We start from the raw sequence: 16,723 nt of genomic DNA on the forward strand, positions 1-16,723 counted from the left end.
CGTTACCCCTCTTGCGAGCCTTGAACGTCGCCATGCGGCGCCTCGGACTCGACGTTCGCCGTGACCTTCTCCCGTGCCATCGACTTCACCCGGTCTTGAATAAGCCGCTGCCCCGACACGACGATATAAAACGCCAGCGGCGTGAACACCAGCCCCAGCACGGTCGCCGTAATAGCGCCGCCGAATACGCCGGTCCCGATCGATCGCCGGCTTTCCGCCCCGGCGCCGCTGGACACGAGCAAAGGCACCACGCCCAGCAAAAACGCCGCCGATGTCATCACGATCGGCCGGAAGCGCGCGCTCGCCGCCGCGATAATTGCCTCCGCCAACGGCGTGCCATCGGCGTACAAGGTGCGCGCGAACTGCACGATCAAAATCGCGTTTTTCGCCGATAACCCAATCACGGTGATCATGCCGACCTTGAAGTAGACGTCGTTCGGCATGCCGCGCACGAGCATCGCGATTACTGCGCCAATCACGCCCAGCGGCACGATCGTCAGCACCGCGAGCGGAATGGTCCAGCTCTCGTAAAGCGCCGCGAGCGCCATGAACACGGCCAGTAACGACAAGCCGATCAGTATCGGCGTCAGGCGGGCGGCACGCGTTTCTTCGAGCGCCGTGTCGGTCCAGTCGAAACCCACGCCCACCGGCAATGCTTGCGCAAGCCGCTCCATTTCGGCCATCGCCGCGCCGGAACTTGTGCCGTTGGCGGGACGGCCGCTGACATCGAGCGAAGGCGAACCGTTGTAGCGCGTCAGGACCGACGGCCCGGTCGTCCAGTGCAGCGACGCCACGGACGACAACGGCACCATCTGCCCCGCGGCGTTACGCACCGAGAGGCTCATGAGACTGTTTTCGGTCATGCGCGACGGCGCGTCGGCAGCGACCATCACGCGGCGCATGCGGCCGCCCGAAGGGAAGTCGTCGATATACGACGAGCCAAAGGTGTTCCCCAGCGCGTCGCCGATCTTGTCGAACGAAACGCCCAGCGCATAAGCCTTCGCGCGGTCCACGTCCAGCTCGATGCGCGGCGCGTCCGGCAACGTTTCCGAATGCACATCGGCGAAAGCGGGATTGTTGCGAGCCTGCTCGAAGAGTTGTTCGCGTGCGGCGTTCAACGCTGCAACGCCAATGCCGCCGCGATCTTCCAGCCGCATCACAAACCCTTCCGAATGGCCGATGCCGGGCACCGACGGCGGCATCTGGGCAGCCACGTCGCCATCCATGATCTTCGAGAACGACCGGTTCAGCGTATCGCGCAGGGTGGCCGCGTCGGTGTCCCGCGCCGACCAGTCTTTCAAATCGACAAAACACATGGCCACATTCTGGCCGCTGCCCTGGAAACTCCAGCCGACCACACTCGTCACGTTCGCCACCGCGGGTTCGCGTTTCAGGATCGCTTCCGCCTGCTCGACGACGGCGAGCGTGCGCGCCTGCGTGGCGCCCGCCGGTAACTGCACCGTCACCTGAAGCTGCGCCTGGTCTTCCTGGGGCAGGAAGCCGCCCGGCATATGCAGATAAAGCACCGCGCACGCGCCGGCCAACACGAGATACACCGCGAGCATGGGACCTGCGCGGCGCAGCACGCGCGCAACGAGCCCGCGATATCCCCGCGAGGTCCAGTCGAATGCCGCCGTGAAGCCGAACGAACGGCCAGCGGCCGTATGCGAGTCGCTTGATCCATGCGAGCCGTGCGCACCATGCCGCAACGCGCTTCGCGGCGGCGCTTTTAGCAGGCTCGCGCACAGCGCCGGCGTCAGCGAAAGGGCCGTGAACGCAGACACGAGAATGGACGCGATCATCGCGACCGTGAACTGCCGGTAAATCCCGCCGACACTGCCGGGGAAAAACGCCATTGGCACGAACACGGCGGTCAGCACGGCCGTAATGCCGATGATCGCGCTGCCCATCTGCTGCATCGCCCGGCGCGTGGCCGCGCGTGGCGCGAGACCCTCTTCGCGCATTACGCGATCGACGTTTTCGACCACGACGATGGCATCGTCGACCAGGATCCCTATCGCCAGCACCATCGCGAACAGGGTGAACACATTGATCGACATGCCGAGCACGTAAAGCGCAAGCAGCGAGCCGGTCAATGCAACCGGAATGACCACGGTGGGGATCAGCGCATAACGCAGGTCGCGCAGGAACAGCCACATGACGAGGAACACCAGCAGCACCGCTTCGAGCAGCGTCAGCGCCACTTCGTGCAACGCGACGTGGACGAACCTGGAGCTGTCGAACGGGATTTCGACTGCCGTGCCCGGCGGCAGGCTGCGCGACAGGTCGGCAAGCTTCGCGCGGATCGCGGCGGACGTTTCCATCGCGTTGCCCTGCGGCGAGAGCCGGATGCCGACCGTTGCCGCCGGCTTGCCGTTCAGCCGCGAAAACGACGCGTAGCTGTCGCGGCCCAGTTCGACCCGCGCGACATCCTTCAGCCGAACGGCCGATCCATCCGCGCGTGCTTTCAGCACGATCTCGCCGAATTCGGCCGGCGAGATCAATTGTCCCCTGACCGTGACCGACGCCGTCAATTGCTGACCGGTGACAAAAGGCACGTCGCCGAGCGTGCCGGCCGTGACCGTCGCGTTTTGCGCCGCGATGGCCTGCGTGACATCGGCGGCGGCCAGGTTGAATTCGCGCAGTTTCATCGGGTCGATCCAGACCCGCAACGCCTCTCCGGCATCCCACAATTCGGCTGAGCCAACGCCCGGCGCGCGCTTCAGATCGCGCAGCATAGTGCGGTTGACGTAGTCGCTCAGTGCCACGGAATCGCGCTGACCGTCAGTGGACGTGAGCGCGACGAGCATCAGGAACGTGCCGGTCGACTTGAAGACGCTGATGCCTTGCTGCACGACTTGCTGAGGCAGGCGCGACTCGATCTGCTTCATCCGGTTCTGGACATCGACCATCGCGATGTCCGGGTTGGTACCCGCCGAAAACGTGGCCCCGATCTCAAGTTCGCCGAGGCTGTCGCTGGTGGTTTCGTAGTATTGCAAGCCTTCGGCGCCGTCCAGGCTTTCTTCGATCACGCTCGCGACGGTGTTGTCCACGCTTTCCGGCGACGCGCCCGGATACATCGCGTCAATGACGATGCGCGGCGGTGTCAGCCGTGGATATTGCGCGACAGGCAGAAAGGGCGTGACCAGTGCGCCCGCCACAAAAATGGCCAGGGCAACAATCCACGCAAAAACCGGACGATCGATGAAAAAAGACGGCACGCGGGTCCTGACGATTCAATGAGGTTTATTGAAGGCTACCGGGATTTGCCGATCTTCATCGGGAATGGTCGCGGCCGGGATGCCGCGCCATTCCCGCGGCGACCGCCAGTGACGACTTATCCGGGATTACGCCAATCTTGCGTGGCGACCGTTGTGGCGAGACGGTTGTGCCGGATAAGCGAGCTTCGAAACTTGGTGACAATGGGATCACGTCCTCACGTTCATCCAAGCGTCAGCGGAGTGATCTTAAAAACATAAAATAATCGTGTCCAGCATTATTAGAAAGAAGCTCTTTTAGCTCACGTTTTCAGCGTGAATTTCGCCGATCGCGGTAATTTTCATCATTATTTTATATTGAAAGACGATAAGGCTATGCACTTAAAGCATGGGCTATTATTAGATGTGATATTTGATGGCGGTTGTTATGGCGCGATCAGGTTCAAGATGAGTCGATCTGGATAACTCATTGTCGACAGGCCATTGGGGCGGCCCGTCGAACCTTGCTCAGCCATCAATCATCAACCAAACTGGGACGTCTTACCCGAGGCCGTTTTCTCCAGCATCGAGATGACGGCATCTATATGGCCTATGCGCTTGCGTTGCGCCGGCATGAGGCTCATTGATAATACCGAATCAACACGGGTTCGCCAATATGATAAAGACAAGCCGTGACTCGACGCAATCCGGTTGATTATCTGTTCCAGATGCGCAAGATCGGTTTCTATGAGTAGATGATTCATTATGTTCCCCGGTAGCGCCGTCATTTTTGCGGTCGCTGGTTATTGCCATCCGGTTCGACGCTTTTATATGCGTTGTAACAGGCGGCAAGGCATGGTGCTTGATTAAAATCAGGCCCCTGCCAAATTGAATAAGAGCCGCTGCGCCGGGGCACTGGTCAATGCCCGGCTTATAAGGTCTCACGCATGAGTCATGCCATATTTCGCCTCGTTCAGGGAAACGCTACCGGCCCTTCACTGGTAACGTTTGGCGGGCACAGGAAATAGCCGGAAACCATTGAGTGACGATCATGCGTATCACCGCCGTTACGATGTTACGGCGTGCCACGTTACGTTTGTTCGGGGCATAAACGCGAATGGATCTGACGCAAACGATAAACCGACCGTACGTGCTAATTGGCATTAAATCGGAATATGTCACTGTTGCCGATCTAAATCATTGCGGCATTTTTTCGATAAAATCTACCGATGAATCGCCATTGGCCATTGTCATAAATAATCATTTGGTACCGAATCGGGGCCTCGGCGTTTCGCAAAGTTCAACAAATACTTCGTAGAAGAAATGACGTGATTAATCAGAATCTTCTCTCCGGATTGTCCGATACGGGTTAGTATCGTTGAAATAAAGCTGACGGCAATAACGTTGTTATTAACCTGTTTCTATCTCGCGAGACGGATGGACTCCCGGCGCGGATGGCCCAGGAAGCAAGCTTGCAAATCACTTTTTAACCCGGTGAACCGGGAGGTTTGCAAATGCTCGAAAGGAGCCTCCATTGACCATTAGAAAACAGCCCGGTGCCCGGATCATTTCGCCCTCGGAATCCTTGCCGAATCCCCATTCACTCGATTTCCCGATTGTCGGCATTGGCGCGTCGGCGGGCGGAATCCAGGCGTTGATTCGGCTGCTCCAGGGTATGCCGACGGACGGCGGCATGGCGTTCGTCGCCGTGCTGCATGTATCGCCGAATCACGCGAGCCATGTCGACGAAGTGCTGCAACGCTCGGTCTCCATGCCGGTCGTGCAGGTCTTCGGCACCACGCCGATCGAAAAGAACACGGTCTACCTGATTTCACCGTCGAACGATTTATCGCTCGCGGACGGTTGTCTTCATGTCGTCCCGAGCGACCCATCGCGACGCCGGCCAGTCGCGATCGACCTGTTCTTCCGGAGTCTGGCGGACGCGCACCGGGCACGCTCGATCAGCATCATCCTCTCGGGGATGGGCAGCGACGGCTCGATGGGCATTGCGCGGATCAAGGAGCAGAACGGCATAAACATCGTGCAGGACCCGATGGACGCGGAATACGACGAGATGCCGCGCAATGCGCTGGCAACCGGATTCGTCGATATCGTGCTGTCCGTCGAGCGGATGCCCGCCCGCCTCATCGAGCTGCGCGACAACGCCCACGCGATGAAAGCCTTGCACGCCGCTGACGACTCGCCGCTAAACGAGCCCGGCATTGAACCCGGCATTGAATCCGGCATTGAATCCGGCATTGAACCAGCCGTCCCGAACGCCGATATCGACGTGCTTCAGGCATTGCTGAGCATCCTGCGCATCCGCACGGGCCACGACTTCCGGCACTACAAGCGCGGGACGGTGATGCGGCGCATCGAACGGCGGCTGCAAGTGAACGGCGTAGCCGATCTGGCCGGGTACAAGCGGTTTATCGAAATGCATCCTGAGGAAACGACGGCACTTCTGAAGGACATGCTGATCGGCGTGACGAATTTTTTCCGCGACCGCAAATCGTTCGATGCCCTGGAGCAGCGGGTGGTGGCGAACCTCTTCGCAGCGCGCCCGCTCGACGAGCCGGTGCGCGCGTGGTCGGCGGGGTGCTCGACGGGGGAGGAGGCTTATTCGCTGGCGATGCTGCTGAGTGAGCACGGGCCGGCCCACGGCAAATTTCCGCTGATCCAGGTGTTCGCTACGGATGTCGACGCGAGCGCGATCGAGACGGCGCGTGCGGGCGTTTATGCCGGATCGATCGTGGCGGACATATCAGCCGAGCGGCTGAGCCGGTTTTTTGTGAAGCCCGGCGGCCGTTACCAGGTGAGCAAGGAATTGCGCCAGAGAGTGGTGTTCGCTATCCACAACATCCTGAGCGATCCGCCGTTTTCGGGAATGGATCTGATCTCGTGCCGCAACCTCCTCATCTACCTCGATAGAACCGTTCAGCACCGGGTCCTGGAGACGTTTCACTTTGCGCTGCGGCCGGGCGGATTCTTGTTTCTCGGCGGCGCAGAATCCATCGAGATTGCGAGCGACCTGTTCGAGCAAGTGGACAAGCGCAACCGCATTTACCAGTCGAAACGCGTTGGTACGCGTGCTACGCCGCCGCTGCCGCTGATCCGCCCCGCGATTTTCGATATCCCCAGGCGGCCCGGACTGGGGCATGGAACGCCCGCGTCGCTGGCGGCGCTGCGTCAGCGTGTATTCGAGCGTTATGCGCCACCTAACGTGACCGTGGATCGCGATGGCGTGATCCTGCATATGTCCGATCACGCCGGGCGCTTCCTGCAGTATGTCAGCGGAGAGCCCTCGCGGAATCTGCTCACGCTCGTCAACCCGGAGTTGCGCGCGGAGTTGCGCGCGGAGTTGCGGAGCGCGCTGCATCGCGTATTGCGCGACGGGGACAGCGTCGTGTCGCGGCGCGTGCGTTTTTCGCGCGGCGAGACGCTCTCGTTCGTCAATATATCGGCACGGTTGTTCAAGGACGACGGCAGTGGCGAAGACGTGATTGTCGTGTTCTTCGACGAAATCGAGAACGAGGTTGCCGCGCAACAGGACGCCCCCGCGAACAAAGCCCAAGCCGATACCGATACCGACAAACTCATCGATCTCGAACATGACCTGCATCGCGCGCAGACGCAAATGGAGTCGTTGACGGAAGGCGCCAGCGTGTCCGCCGAGGAGTTGATGGCATCGAATGAAGAATTGCAGGCGATCAACGAAGAACTGCGCTCGACCAGCGAGGAACTGGAAGCGGGCAAGGAAGCACTGCAGTCGCTTAACGACGAACTGGTCACGGTGAATCTCGAACTCTCGGACACCGTCGCCGAAACAGCCAAGGCCAACGACGATCTGCGCAACCTGATCTCGTCAACCGGCATTCCAACGGTGTTCGTCGACCGCGAGATGCGTATCAAGCGATATACGCCGCCGGCGGTCGAGCTCTTCAAGCTGATTGCGTCGGACATCGGGCGGCCGTTGCTGGATCTCACGCATCGGCTCGACTATCCACAAATGGCCGACGATGCACACGCGGCCTTCGACACCCTCACGCTCACCGAGCGCGAGATCCGCACGAATCGTGGCGAATGGTTTCTTGCGCGCGTGCTGCCGTATCGCACGGCGGACGATCAGATTGATGGAGCGGTCATCACGCTGATCGACATCACGGCGCGCCGGGCGGCCGAAGCGGCGGCGCGCAGCAGTGAAGAACGCTTGCGGCTGGCGGCGGTTACCACGAACGACTACGCGATCATCGTGCTCGACATGGACGGGTTGATCGTCACGTGGAACGGCGGCGCGCAACGCATTTTTGGCCATGCGGAGAGCGTAGTGCGAGGCCAGCCGCTTGATCTCATCTTTCTTCCCGGTGACCGTGAAGCGCGCGTGCCTTTGCGCGAGCGGCAACGCGCCACTCAGGCCGGACGTGCCGAAGACGAGCGCTGGCACGTGCGCTCCGACGGCACCGAAATCTATTGCAGCGGCGTCACCACGCCGATCGAGTCCGATCAGTTCCGCGGTTACGCGAAGATCGCTCGCGATGTCACCAACAAGACCGGCGTCGAGAGCCAGAAGCAACTTTCACTCACGCTGGAGCGCGCGATTCGTGCGCAGTCCGAAGCGGCGGACCGGTTAAAGGACGAGTTCTTTTCCGTGTTGTCGCATGAGCTCAAAAACCCGCTCAACCTGATTCACGTGAAGGCCGAATTGCTCACGCGCATGCCTGATGTGCGGGACATCTCAAGCGTGCAGGACGCCGCCGATGCCATCCAGCGCGCGGTGGCGGGCCAGGCCAGGATCATCGACGACTTGCTCGACCTGTCGCGTGTACGTACCGGCAAGCTTGCGCTCCGGTTCGCGCCGGTGGAGGTCGCGTCCGTGCTGCAAGCGGTGGTGGCTGCGAGCGCGGCGGATGCGCGGGCGGGGGATATCGAGTTGTCGGTAGCGGGCGCCGATGCCGCTGTGATGATTCGTGCCGATGCCGAGCGCGTCGAGCAGATGGTCTGGAATCTCGTGCGCAACGCGCTGAAGTTCACGCCGCATGGCGGGCGGGTGCGGATCGCGTTATCGCGGCAAGGCGGGTTTGTTTGTGTCGAGGTGGAGGATACGGGGCAGGGTATCGATCCCGGCTTCCTGCCCCGTATCTTCGAGATGTTCAGCCAGGCCGATGGCGGCGGCCGTCGTGATCGAGGTGGCCTTGGGATCGGGTTGTCGCTTGTGAAGCAACTCGCGGAGTTGCACGGCGGGCGTATTGAAGTGGAGTCGGCGGGGCAGGGACAAGGGGCGCGCTTCCGGCTATGGCTGCCGGAGAATGCGCCGTCGCCGCCGATGGAAACACCGCGTGAAACCGTTGATCCGGGCATCTTGAAGGGCCTGCGCGTATTGCTTGTCGATGACTCCATCGAAGCGTTAGAGGCGTTTCGTACGCTACTTGAAATGGAGGGGGCGCAGGTGCGTGCCGAGCCGAGCGCCGAGCAGGCGCTTGAAGCGGCGGCGCAGCAGGAGTTCGATGTGGTGCTGTCCGATATTGGCATGCCGGCCATGAACGGCTACGAGATGATTCGGCAAATGCGAAAGACACCGCGGACCGCGCGGCTGCCTGCGCTGGCGCTCACCGGGTTTGGCCGCGAACAAGATGTCGCCCGCGCGCTCGATGCCGGGTTTGACGGTCATTTGAGCAAGCCGGTATCGTTGAAGGGACTGGTCGCGGCGATCGCCCGGAGTTTGCGGAAGTGAGGGGGTGATCCTGGTGCTTGCCGTCAGACGTCGAGCGGGGCTCACGAACGACTGCCATTTTATCGAGCGCGACGGTCGCGCTGAATTCGCGGCGTGCGGCCGCCGTGTTGAGGTACACAGCGGCTTCCCGGGCACGGGTTGGCGTTCATAAGAAAAGATCCGCGTGCACGTGAAAACGCTTCGCCAGGCGTTTGGCGACCTCCTTGCTAATAGGGCGCGTGCCGTTGAGGATCTCAGAGATTCGATTCTGAGGCGCCACGTCTGCCAGATCCCCTTGTTTGAGATCGTGTTGATCCATAAGGAACCGAAGGACTTCGCGCGGTTCCGCTTCCGGGATCTGCACGTGCTCGTCTTCGTATGCTTTCGCCTGCGCTGAGATAAGGTCGAGCACCTCGGCGAGCGGGTGTGCTTCGTCGTCGCCAACTTCATCGAGCAGCTCGTCGATCAGCGCCATGGCTTTTGCATAGTCCGCCTCGGTGCGAACGGACGTTACGCCTATCAGCTTCTTAAACGGCGCCCACGCCTGCAGGATGGCTTTTGGTGCGGGGAGACGTTCGGCCGTGTCAATCATTGCTTTCTCCATTTGCCGGTATCGTACTCAGCATGTGTCAAAACGTGCCGAACGTACACCTTTCGGACGTTGTAGTGGATCGCGGTAATTAACCGATATTTGTTGCCGCCGATATCGAAGACCGTATGTGGCTTCACATAGTCAGCAGCGCCGAACGTCGCTTTCACATCATTGAAGTCCGAGAAATCCTTGTTCTGCATGACTCTGAGCCAGGCCTGTAGCGGCGATTTCGCGTCCGCGTGCTTTGCCCAGAAGGCTATGAGCGGTGGTTTCGAAATTATGTGCATGACAGGCAGTATATCCCAAAACGGGATAATCGTCATCCTGGAGCGACCCTGGGGACATTTGAGGTGCGTTCGATGGGATGCGCATCGAGACCGTCAACATCAAGTACATCGCAAGCGTCGCAGCGACGGCAAGCCGCTGGTCCGGTCGAAAGACCGTAATTGACGATCCAAACGCCTGGTCTGCTTTTTCGTGGCTCCAAGTACTCATTCCTTGGTGTCTTCGAGGACCTTTACATGAGATCTACATCAGCACAATGTCGTATTGCTCCTGACTCAGATTCGACTCCACCTGAAGCGAAACCGGCTTGCCAATAAAGTCCATCAACATCGCCAGATGTTGCGACTCTTCCTCGAGAAACAAATCGATCACCTGCTGCGACGCCACCACGCGAAACTCGCGCGGATTGAACTGACGCGACTCACGCATGATCTCGCGCAGCACGTCGTAACACACGGTGCGCGGCGTTTTCACCTGGCCTTTGCCATCGCAGGTCGGACACGGCTCGCACAACACATGCGCGAGCGATTCACGCGTGCGCTTGCGTGTCATCTCAACCAGCCCCAACTGCGAAAAACCGTTCACCGTCACCCGCGTCCGATCTCGCGATAACGCCTTCTTCAATTCGCCAAGCACCTGATCGCGATGCTCGACGTTTTCCATGTCGATGAAATCGATAATGATGATCCCGCCCAGATTGCGCAACCGCAGTTGCCGTGCAATGGTGTGCGCTGCTTCGAGATTCGTTTTGAAGATCGTATCGTCAAAATTACGGGCACCTACATAACCGCCCGTATTCACGTCGATGGTGGTCATTGCTTCGGTCTGGTCGATCATCAGATAACCGCCCGACTTCAAGTCGACCCGGCGTGACAACGCGCGCTGAATCTCGGCTTCAATGTTGTACAGGTCATATAGCGGCCGCTCGCCCGCATAGTGATGCACACGGGAAGCCACAGCCGGCGTGAACTCGATCGCGAAGTCGGCCAGCATCTGGTACGTCTCGCGCGAATCGACCTGAATACGCGAAGTCTCGTCGTTGACGAAATCGCGTAACACGCGCTGTGCAAGATTGAGATCCTGATGCAGCAGCGAGGTCGGCGCTACCCGCGTCGATTGCGCGACAATCGTCGCCCATGTCTTGCGCAAATAAGCGACATCGGCCGCAAGCTCTTCACTCGACGCATCTTCCGCAATCGTCCGGACGATGTAGCCGCCTTTTTCGTCAACGGGAAGAACAGCCGTGAGCCGTGCCCGGATGGCCTCGCGTTCAGCCTCGCTGGCAATCTTCTGCGAGATCCCGATATGCGGCTCCTGCGGCAGATAGACCAGTGTTCGCCCCGCGATACTCACCTGCGTGGAAAGCCGCGCGCCCTTGGTGCCGATAGGATCCTTGACCACCTGCACCATCAGCGCCTGGCCTTCGAATACGATCTTCTCGATCGGCGTATGCGGCGCGTTCGAATGCGTTTCGCCGGCAATACGCGGATGCCAGATATCCGCCACGTGCAGGAACGCCGCACGTTCGAGCCCGATATCGATAAAGGCCGACTGCATGCCAGGCAGCACGCGCACGACCTTGCCGAGATAGACATTGCCTACCCGTCCGCGCGACAACGTGCGCTCGACGTGCAGCTCTTGCACCGCGCCTTGCTGAACGAGGGCAACGCGGGTTTCCTGCGGTGTGACGTTGATCAGGATTTCTTCGTTCATGGACTGTTTAGAAGTCAACGCGCGCCACGCGCAGGAGTGCTGCTGTTTCGAAAAGAGGCAGGCCCATGATACCCGAATAGGACCCCTCGATCCGTTCGATAAACGCCGCGGCGCGTCCCTGAACGCCATATGCACCGGCCTTTCCGAGCGGTTCGCCCGTGGCCGCGTAACGCTGCAGTGCAGCACGTTCGACAGCGGCGAACCGCACGAGCGAACGCGACAGAACAGGCGTGAGCAGAACGCCGTCTGCATCGACCACGGCAAGCGCTGTCAGCACCTCGTGATCGCGTCCGGATAGCCGTTCGAGCATTGCGACGGCATGGTCCGCGTTGTCGGGCTTGCCCATGATCGCGCCATCGAGGGTGACGGTTGTATCGGCCACCAGAATGGGTGCCGCACGATGTCCGCCCTTCTGGCGGCGAGCGTAGGCCGCTTGCGCCTTTGCTGCGCAAACACGCAGTACATAGACGTCGGCCGCCTCACCGGGCAACTCGGCTTCGAGCGCTTCGGCGTCTTCATCGGGACGCGGCAGCAACAACTCGAAGCGCACGCCGAGTTGCTGTAACAGTTCTTGCCGCCGGGGACTTTGCGACGCGAGATAAACAAAAGGGAAGCTGGACGATGGCATGTTCGCGGATATTGAAGGTCACGCGCCGTAGCCCCAAGCGTGGTTGTTCAACGCCCGATGCCACACCTCATACGTTACGCGCGATGATAGGGATGATTTTGCGTGATGCTCCACGCGCGATAAAGCTGTTCGGCCAGCAGCACGCGGACCATGCCGTGCGGCAGCGTGAGACTTGAAACACGCAGCAGGACTTCGGCACGCGCCTTGACCTGCGGGTCGAGACCGTCGGCGCCGCCTATCACGAACGCCACGTCGCGGCCTTCCTGCTGCCAGTCCGGCAATGCGCTGGCGAGTTGCATGGTGGTCCAGTCACGGCCGCGTTCGTCGAGCGCGACAAGCCGCGCATTCTTGGGCAGCGCCGCCTCGATTCGCAGGCGTTCGGCAGCCATCACGCTCTCGGCGTTACGTCCCGATGAACGCTGTTCGGGCTTGATCTCACGCAACTCGACGCGCAGCTCGGGCGGCATGCGTTTCGCATACTCGTCGAAGCCGGTCGCGATCCAGTCGGGCATCTTGTGGCCGACCGCGAGGATATGAAGTTTCATGGCGACATTGCAAAGCGCTTCACCCGCACTACGTCCGCGCTTTTACCTTGACGGGCAGCGCGACGTACGGGTGCGGCGAACGTCAGCGGCGCGTGGTCTTGCGAGCTGGCTTGGCCGCCGGCTCGTCGTCTTCTTCGTCGTCCGACACGCTCACCTGGGCGCCGCTGAAGCCACCCGAGCTTTGCAGTTTCACCCGCACGGGTTTGTCGCCCCAGACCTCTTCGAGGTTGTAGTACTGGCGCAGCGCCGGTTGCAGGATATGGACGACGGCGTCGCCGCAATCGACCAGCACCCACTCGCCGACTTCCTCGCCTTCGGTGCTGATGACGTCGCCGCCCAGCCCCTTGACCTTGTCGCGCACGCTGTTGGCGAGCGCCTTGGTCTGACGATTCGACGTGCCGCTCGCGACGATGACACGGTCGAAGAGGGCGGTCAGGTGGGTGGTGTTGAACACCTTGATGTCCTGCGCCTTGACGTCTTCGAGACCGTCGATGATCGCGCGTTGAAGCTTTGTGATTTCCATATTTTTACCGATGGTTTTTACCGATGATACAAGTGGTGTTGAACAATATAGTCCCATACGGCGGACGGTACATGACTCTCGGCGCCTTTCTCACCCGCCGCGTGCGCCCGCAGGCGTTCTCCCAACTGCTCGCGGATTTCCGTTGCCGACACTTCCAGCTCCAGCGCGGAATCAATCAGCAGATGGCCGTGCGGCGTGGCTTGCAGCACCTCAGCCGGGGCGCTGCGCGCGGTAATCTCCGCGGCTACGGCGGGAGAAACCGTTGAGACATTAAATCCGGCACGGGTTTCCACGCACACGTGCGCAAACTCGAACAGGCGTTTCCAGTCGCGCCATGAATCCAGGTGCACGAGCTGGTCGGCACCGATCAAAAGTGACAGCGACGCGTCCGCACCTTCTCGCGCGCGCCAGCGAGCCAGCGTCTCCACGGTATAGGTCGGGCCTTCGTGATCGATTTCATCGGTGGCGACGATGACTTGCAACCCTTCCGCATGCAGCGAATCCGCCGCCGCGCGGGTCATGGCAAGCCGGTGATGCGCCGCGGTGACATCCTTTTTCTGCCACGGCTGGCCGGCCGGCAACAGCACGAGTTCCGTCAGGTCGAGCAACTCGGCGAAACGGCGCGCAAGGGCCAGATGAGCGTCGTGAATCGGGTCGAATGTGCCGCCCAGTAAACCGACGCGTCGAGCGCAAGGGAGGTTCGATTTCAGTGGACGATCCTCTTCGGGGACAGATTGCAACAGGTGCAGCGATCAGGTCTCATAGTCTGCAGCCTTCTTGCGGCTTCTTTCGCAGTTCTTTTATAGCCACTCTCGTGGCACCAGGAAATCGGAGTAAAGCCGCGCTTCGGGCGTGCCCGGCTCCGGCTTCCAGTCGTAGCGCCACGTGACGGCCGGCGGCATCGACATCAGGATGGATTCTGTCCGGCCGCCGCTTTGCAGCCCGAACAACGTGCCGCGGTCGAAGACGAGGTTGAATTCCACGTAACGGCCACGCCGGTAGGTCTGGAATTCCCGCTGCGCTTCGCCGTAAGGCGTGTCGCGCCGGCGTTCGATGATCGGCAGATACGCGGCCAGGAAGCTGTCGCCGACACTGCGCATCATGGCGAACGATTCTTCGAAACCGGGTTCCGAGACGTCGTCGAAGAAAATCCCGCCGACCCCACGCGCTTCATTGCGATGCTTGAGATAAAAATACTCGTCGCACCATTTCTTGAAACGCGGGTACAGATCTGTGCCGAAGGGCGCCAAGGCGTCCCGGCACACGCCGTGAAAATGTCGGGCGTCTTCCTCGTAGCCGTAATAAGGCGTGAGGTCCATGCCGCCGCCGAACCAGAACAGCGGGGGCTCACCCGCTTTCGTCGCCATCAGCAGGCGCACGTTCATGTGCACGGTAGGGCAGTGCGGATTGCGCGGATGCATGACAAGCGACACGCCCATGGCCTCAAAACCGCGCCCGGCAAGTTGCGGACGCGCGGCGCTCGCCGAGGGCGGCAAAGCGTCACCGGCTACATCGGAGAAGCCGATGCCGCCGCGTTCGAAAAACTGGCCGCCTTCGAGAATCCGTGTGCTGCCGCCTCCGCGCAATTGTTCTTCCGGGCCACGCTGCCAGGAATCGATGGAAAATTCATTGCCGTCGAACGCGCCAAGCGTCTGCGCGATCTGCTCTTGCAAACCGGTCAGATAAGTGCGGACAGCTTGTACGTCGTAGGTTGGAGCGGTCATCGTGGACTGTTTTACGGCTTGCGGGGAAAGAGCCCGGAGTGGGGCGAACCTTGGATTGGCCCAAAGTTGCCTCGTCCTGTGCGCGTTCCTTCTAAAAACGCACTGCCGGACGCGAAGGTCCGGCAGTGCGTTGCTCAATGTGCTGCGTTTCCGGCGACGGTTTCTAATGACTGTTTCCGCTCACCTTGCTTCCGGCTACCTTAACACCGGTTCCGCTTCAGCTCTGGCGGTCTGCCGCTTTACGATTCAGTGCGCGATAACCAATGTCCCGCCGATACTGCATGCCGTCGAACGCGATTTGATTGATCGTATCGTAGACGACGGACTGCGCGCCACGTACCGAGTCGGACAAACCCACGACGCACAACACGCGTCCGCCCGATGTACTGAGCTTGCCGTTTTCCAGCGTAGTGCCTGCGTGGAAAGTCACGGCTTCCGGCGTCTCCGGAGGAATGCCATTGATCCGGTCACCCTTGCGCGGCGTGTCCGGGTAGTTGTGCGCGGCCAGCACGACGCCAAGCGCTGTGCGCCGGTCCCATTCGATCTCCGCCGTCGCCAGCGTCCCGGCGATCGCCAGTTCCACTACCTTCGAGAAATCGCCCTTGAGGCGCGCCATGATCGGTTGCGTTTCCGGGTCACCCATCCGGCAATTGAATTCGAGCGTTTTCGGATTGCCGTGCGCGTCGATCATCAGGCCCGCGTACAGGAAACCGGTGTAGCGGATGCCTTCCTGCTCCATGCCACGCACGGTCGGCAGGATGATTTCGCGCATGACGCGGGCGTGCAGTTGCGGCGTGACGATGGGCGCGGGCGAATAGGCGCCCATGCCGCCAGTGTTCGGACCCTTGTCGCCGTCGAGCAAGCGCTTGTGGTCCTGGCTCGAGGCCAGTGCCAGCACATGCTTACCGTCCACCATCACGATAAAGCTCGCTTCCTCGCCGTCCAGGAATTCTTCGATCACCACGCGCGCACCCGCGTCGCCCAGTTTGTTGTCGGCGAGCATGGAATCGACGGCCGCGTGCGCTTCTTCAAGCGTCGTTGCCACGACCACGCCTTTGCCGGCCGCGAGTCCGTCGGCCTTGATGACGATGGGCGCGCCCTTCGTGTCCAGATACGCGTGGGCAGCGGCTATGTCCGTGAACGTTTCGTATTCGGCCGTCGGAATAGCGTGGCGCTTCATGAACGCTTTCGCGAAGTCCTTCGAGCTTTCGAGTTGCGCGGCTTCCCTGGTCGGGCCGAAAATTTTCAGGCCACGTGAGCGGAACAGGTTGACGATACCCGCCGCGAGCGGACCTTCGGGGCCGACCACGGTCAGCGCAATCTGCTCTTTCTCCACGAAATCAGCGAGTGCGGCGGGATCGGTAATGTCGACATTGAGCAGACGCTCGTCCTGAGCCGTGCCGCCGTTACCCGGCGCGACATAAACCATTTGCACGCGCGGCGACTGCGCGAGCTTCCACGCGAGCGCGTGTTCGCGACCGCCGGAACCGACGACGAGTAACTTCATTTAAATCCTCGAAGATCTTAAGAAATTCATGGCGGCAGGAGGGTGGACCTGGGTCGAATCGATTTTTATCAATTCGAGCCGATTTAAATTGGTCCACCGCGCCTGATCCGCGGATATCTGCTTTGTCATGCGCCGGATCTTGGCCGGTCGTCTGCCGAATCCTCGGCGGGTGCATTGACGCGGGAAGTGGTTCGCGCCATCACGCGGCTGCGTCACTCGGCTTCCCGGCTGTCAAACGCGGCTTCCGGCCCGGTTCGGCCCACCTCAACGACTATATCCAGCCTGTATTTCAGGCCCGG

12 protein-coding genes are annotated in these 16,723 nt (G+C 60.8%); 1 reads left to right on the top strand and 11 read right to left on the bottom strand.

Annotated elements, in window-relative coordinates:
- Positions 1–2: 2 nt before the first annotated feature.
- A complete protein-coding gene (locus ACSQ8V_RS05400) occupies positions 3–3,221 on the bottom strand; it encodes a multidrug efflux RND transporter permease subunit (protein WP_436205102.1) in 3,219 nt (1,072 codons plus the stop codon).
- Between the two features lie 518 nt (positions 3,222–3,739).
- Positions 3,740–3,961, bottom strand: coding sequence for a hypothetical protein (locus ACSQ8V_RS05405; protein ID WP_436205103.1), 222 nt, complete (start codon positions 3,959–3,961; stop codon positions 3,740–3,742).
- A 770-nt stretch (positions 3,962–4,731) separates the two neighbouring features.
- Between ACSQ8V_RS05405 and ACSQ8V_RS05410 the strand changes: the two genes are divergently transcribed.
- Entirely contained in the window at positions 4,732–8,928 is a 4,197-nt protein-coding gene (locus ACSQ8V_RS05410) for a CheR family methyltransferase (RefSeq protein ID WP_436205104.1), read from the top strand.
- Between the two features lie 145 nt (positions 8,929–9,073).
- On the opposite strand, the gene ACSQ8V_RS05415 is transcribed toward ACSQ8V_RS05410, so the two are convergent.
- From ACSQ8V_RS05415 to purD, 9 genes are all read right to left on the bottom strand, one after another.
- On the bottom strand, positions 9,074–9,499 hold the full coding sequence (locus tag ACSQ8V_RS05415; protein ID WP_436205105.1) for a helix-turn-helix domain-containing protein: 426 nt from the start codon (positions 9,497–9,499) through the stop codon (positions 9,074–9,076).
- Positions 9,496–9,822 carry a type II toxin-antitoxin system HigB family toxin gene (locus ACSQ8V_RS05420; protein ID WP_436205106.1) on the bottom strand — a complete coding sequence of 109 codons (327 nt, stop codon included), beginning with the start codon at positions 9,820–9,822 and terminating at the stop codon, positions 9,496–9,498. The genes ACSQ8V_RS05415 and ACSQ8V_RS05420 overlap by 4 nt, the downstream gene beginning before the upstream one ends.
- Before the next feature lie 205 nt (positions 9,823–10,027).
- The gene (rng, locus tag ACSQ8V_RS05425; protein ID WP_213763452.1) at positions 10,028–11,497 is read right to left on the bottom strand and encodes a ribonuclease G; all 1,470 of its coding nucleotides are present in this window, start codon (positions 11,495–11,497) and stop codon (positions 10,028–10,030) included.
- A 7-nt stretch (positions 11,498–11,504) separates the two neighbouring features.
- Positions 11,505–12,125, bottom strand: coding sequence for a Maf family protein (locus ACSQ8V_RS05430; protein ID WP_436205107.1), 621 nt, complete (start codon positions 12,123–12,125; stop codon positions 11,505–11,507).
- Positions 12,126–12,199: 74 nt separating this feature from the next.
- Positions 12,200–12,670, bottom strand: a complete 471-nt coding sequence (gene rlmH / locus ACSQ8V_RS05435; RefSeq protein WP_436205108.1) for a 23S rRNA (pseudouridine(1915)-N(3))-methyltransferase RlmH — start codon at positions 12,668–12,670, stop codon at positions 12,200–12,202.
- A gap of 82 nt (positions 12,671–12,752) precedes the next feature.
- Positions 12,753–13,193, bottom strand: coding sequence for a ribosome silencing factor (rsfS, locus tag ACSQ8V_RS05440; RefSeq protein ID WP_089160712.1), 441 nt, complete (start codon positions 13,191–13,193; stop codon positions 12,753–12,755).
- 17 nt (positions 13,194–13,210) lie between these two features.
- The gene (locus ACSQ8V_RS05445; protein ID WP_436206598.1) at positions 13,211–13,936 is read right to left on the bottom strand and encodes a nicotinate-nucleotide adenylyltransferase; all 726 of its coding nucleotides are present in this window, start codon (positions 13,934–13,936) and stop codon (positions 13,211–13,213) included.
- A gap of 57 nt (positions 13,937–13,993) precedes the next feature.
- Positions 13,994–14,917 carry an oxygen-dependent coproporphyrinogen oxidase gene (hemF, locus tag ACSQ8V_RS05450; RefSeq protein ID WP_436205109.1) on the bottom strand — a complete coding sequence of 308 codons (924 nt, stop codon included), beginning with the start codon at positions 14,915–14,917 and terminating at the stop codon, positions 13,994–13,996.
- A 217-nt stretch (positions 14,918–15,134) separates the two neighbouring features.
- Positions 15,135–16,424, bottom strand: coding sequence for a phosphoribosylamine--glycine ligase (gene purD / locus ACSQ8V_RS05455; RefSeq protein WP_213763447.1), 1,290 nt, complete (start codon positions 16,422–16,424; stop codon positions 15,135–15,137).
- Positions 16,425–16,723 lie beyond the last annotated feature (299 nt).

Origin of the sequence: Caballeronia sp. LjRoot31, from assembly GCF_964253885.1 — a bacterium.
GTDB lineage: Bacteria > Pseudomonadota > Gammaproteobacteria > Burkholderiales > Burkholderiaceae > Caballeronia.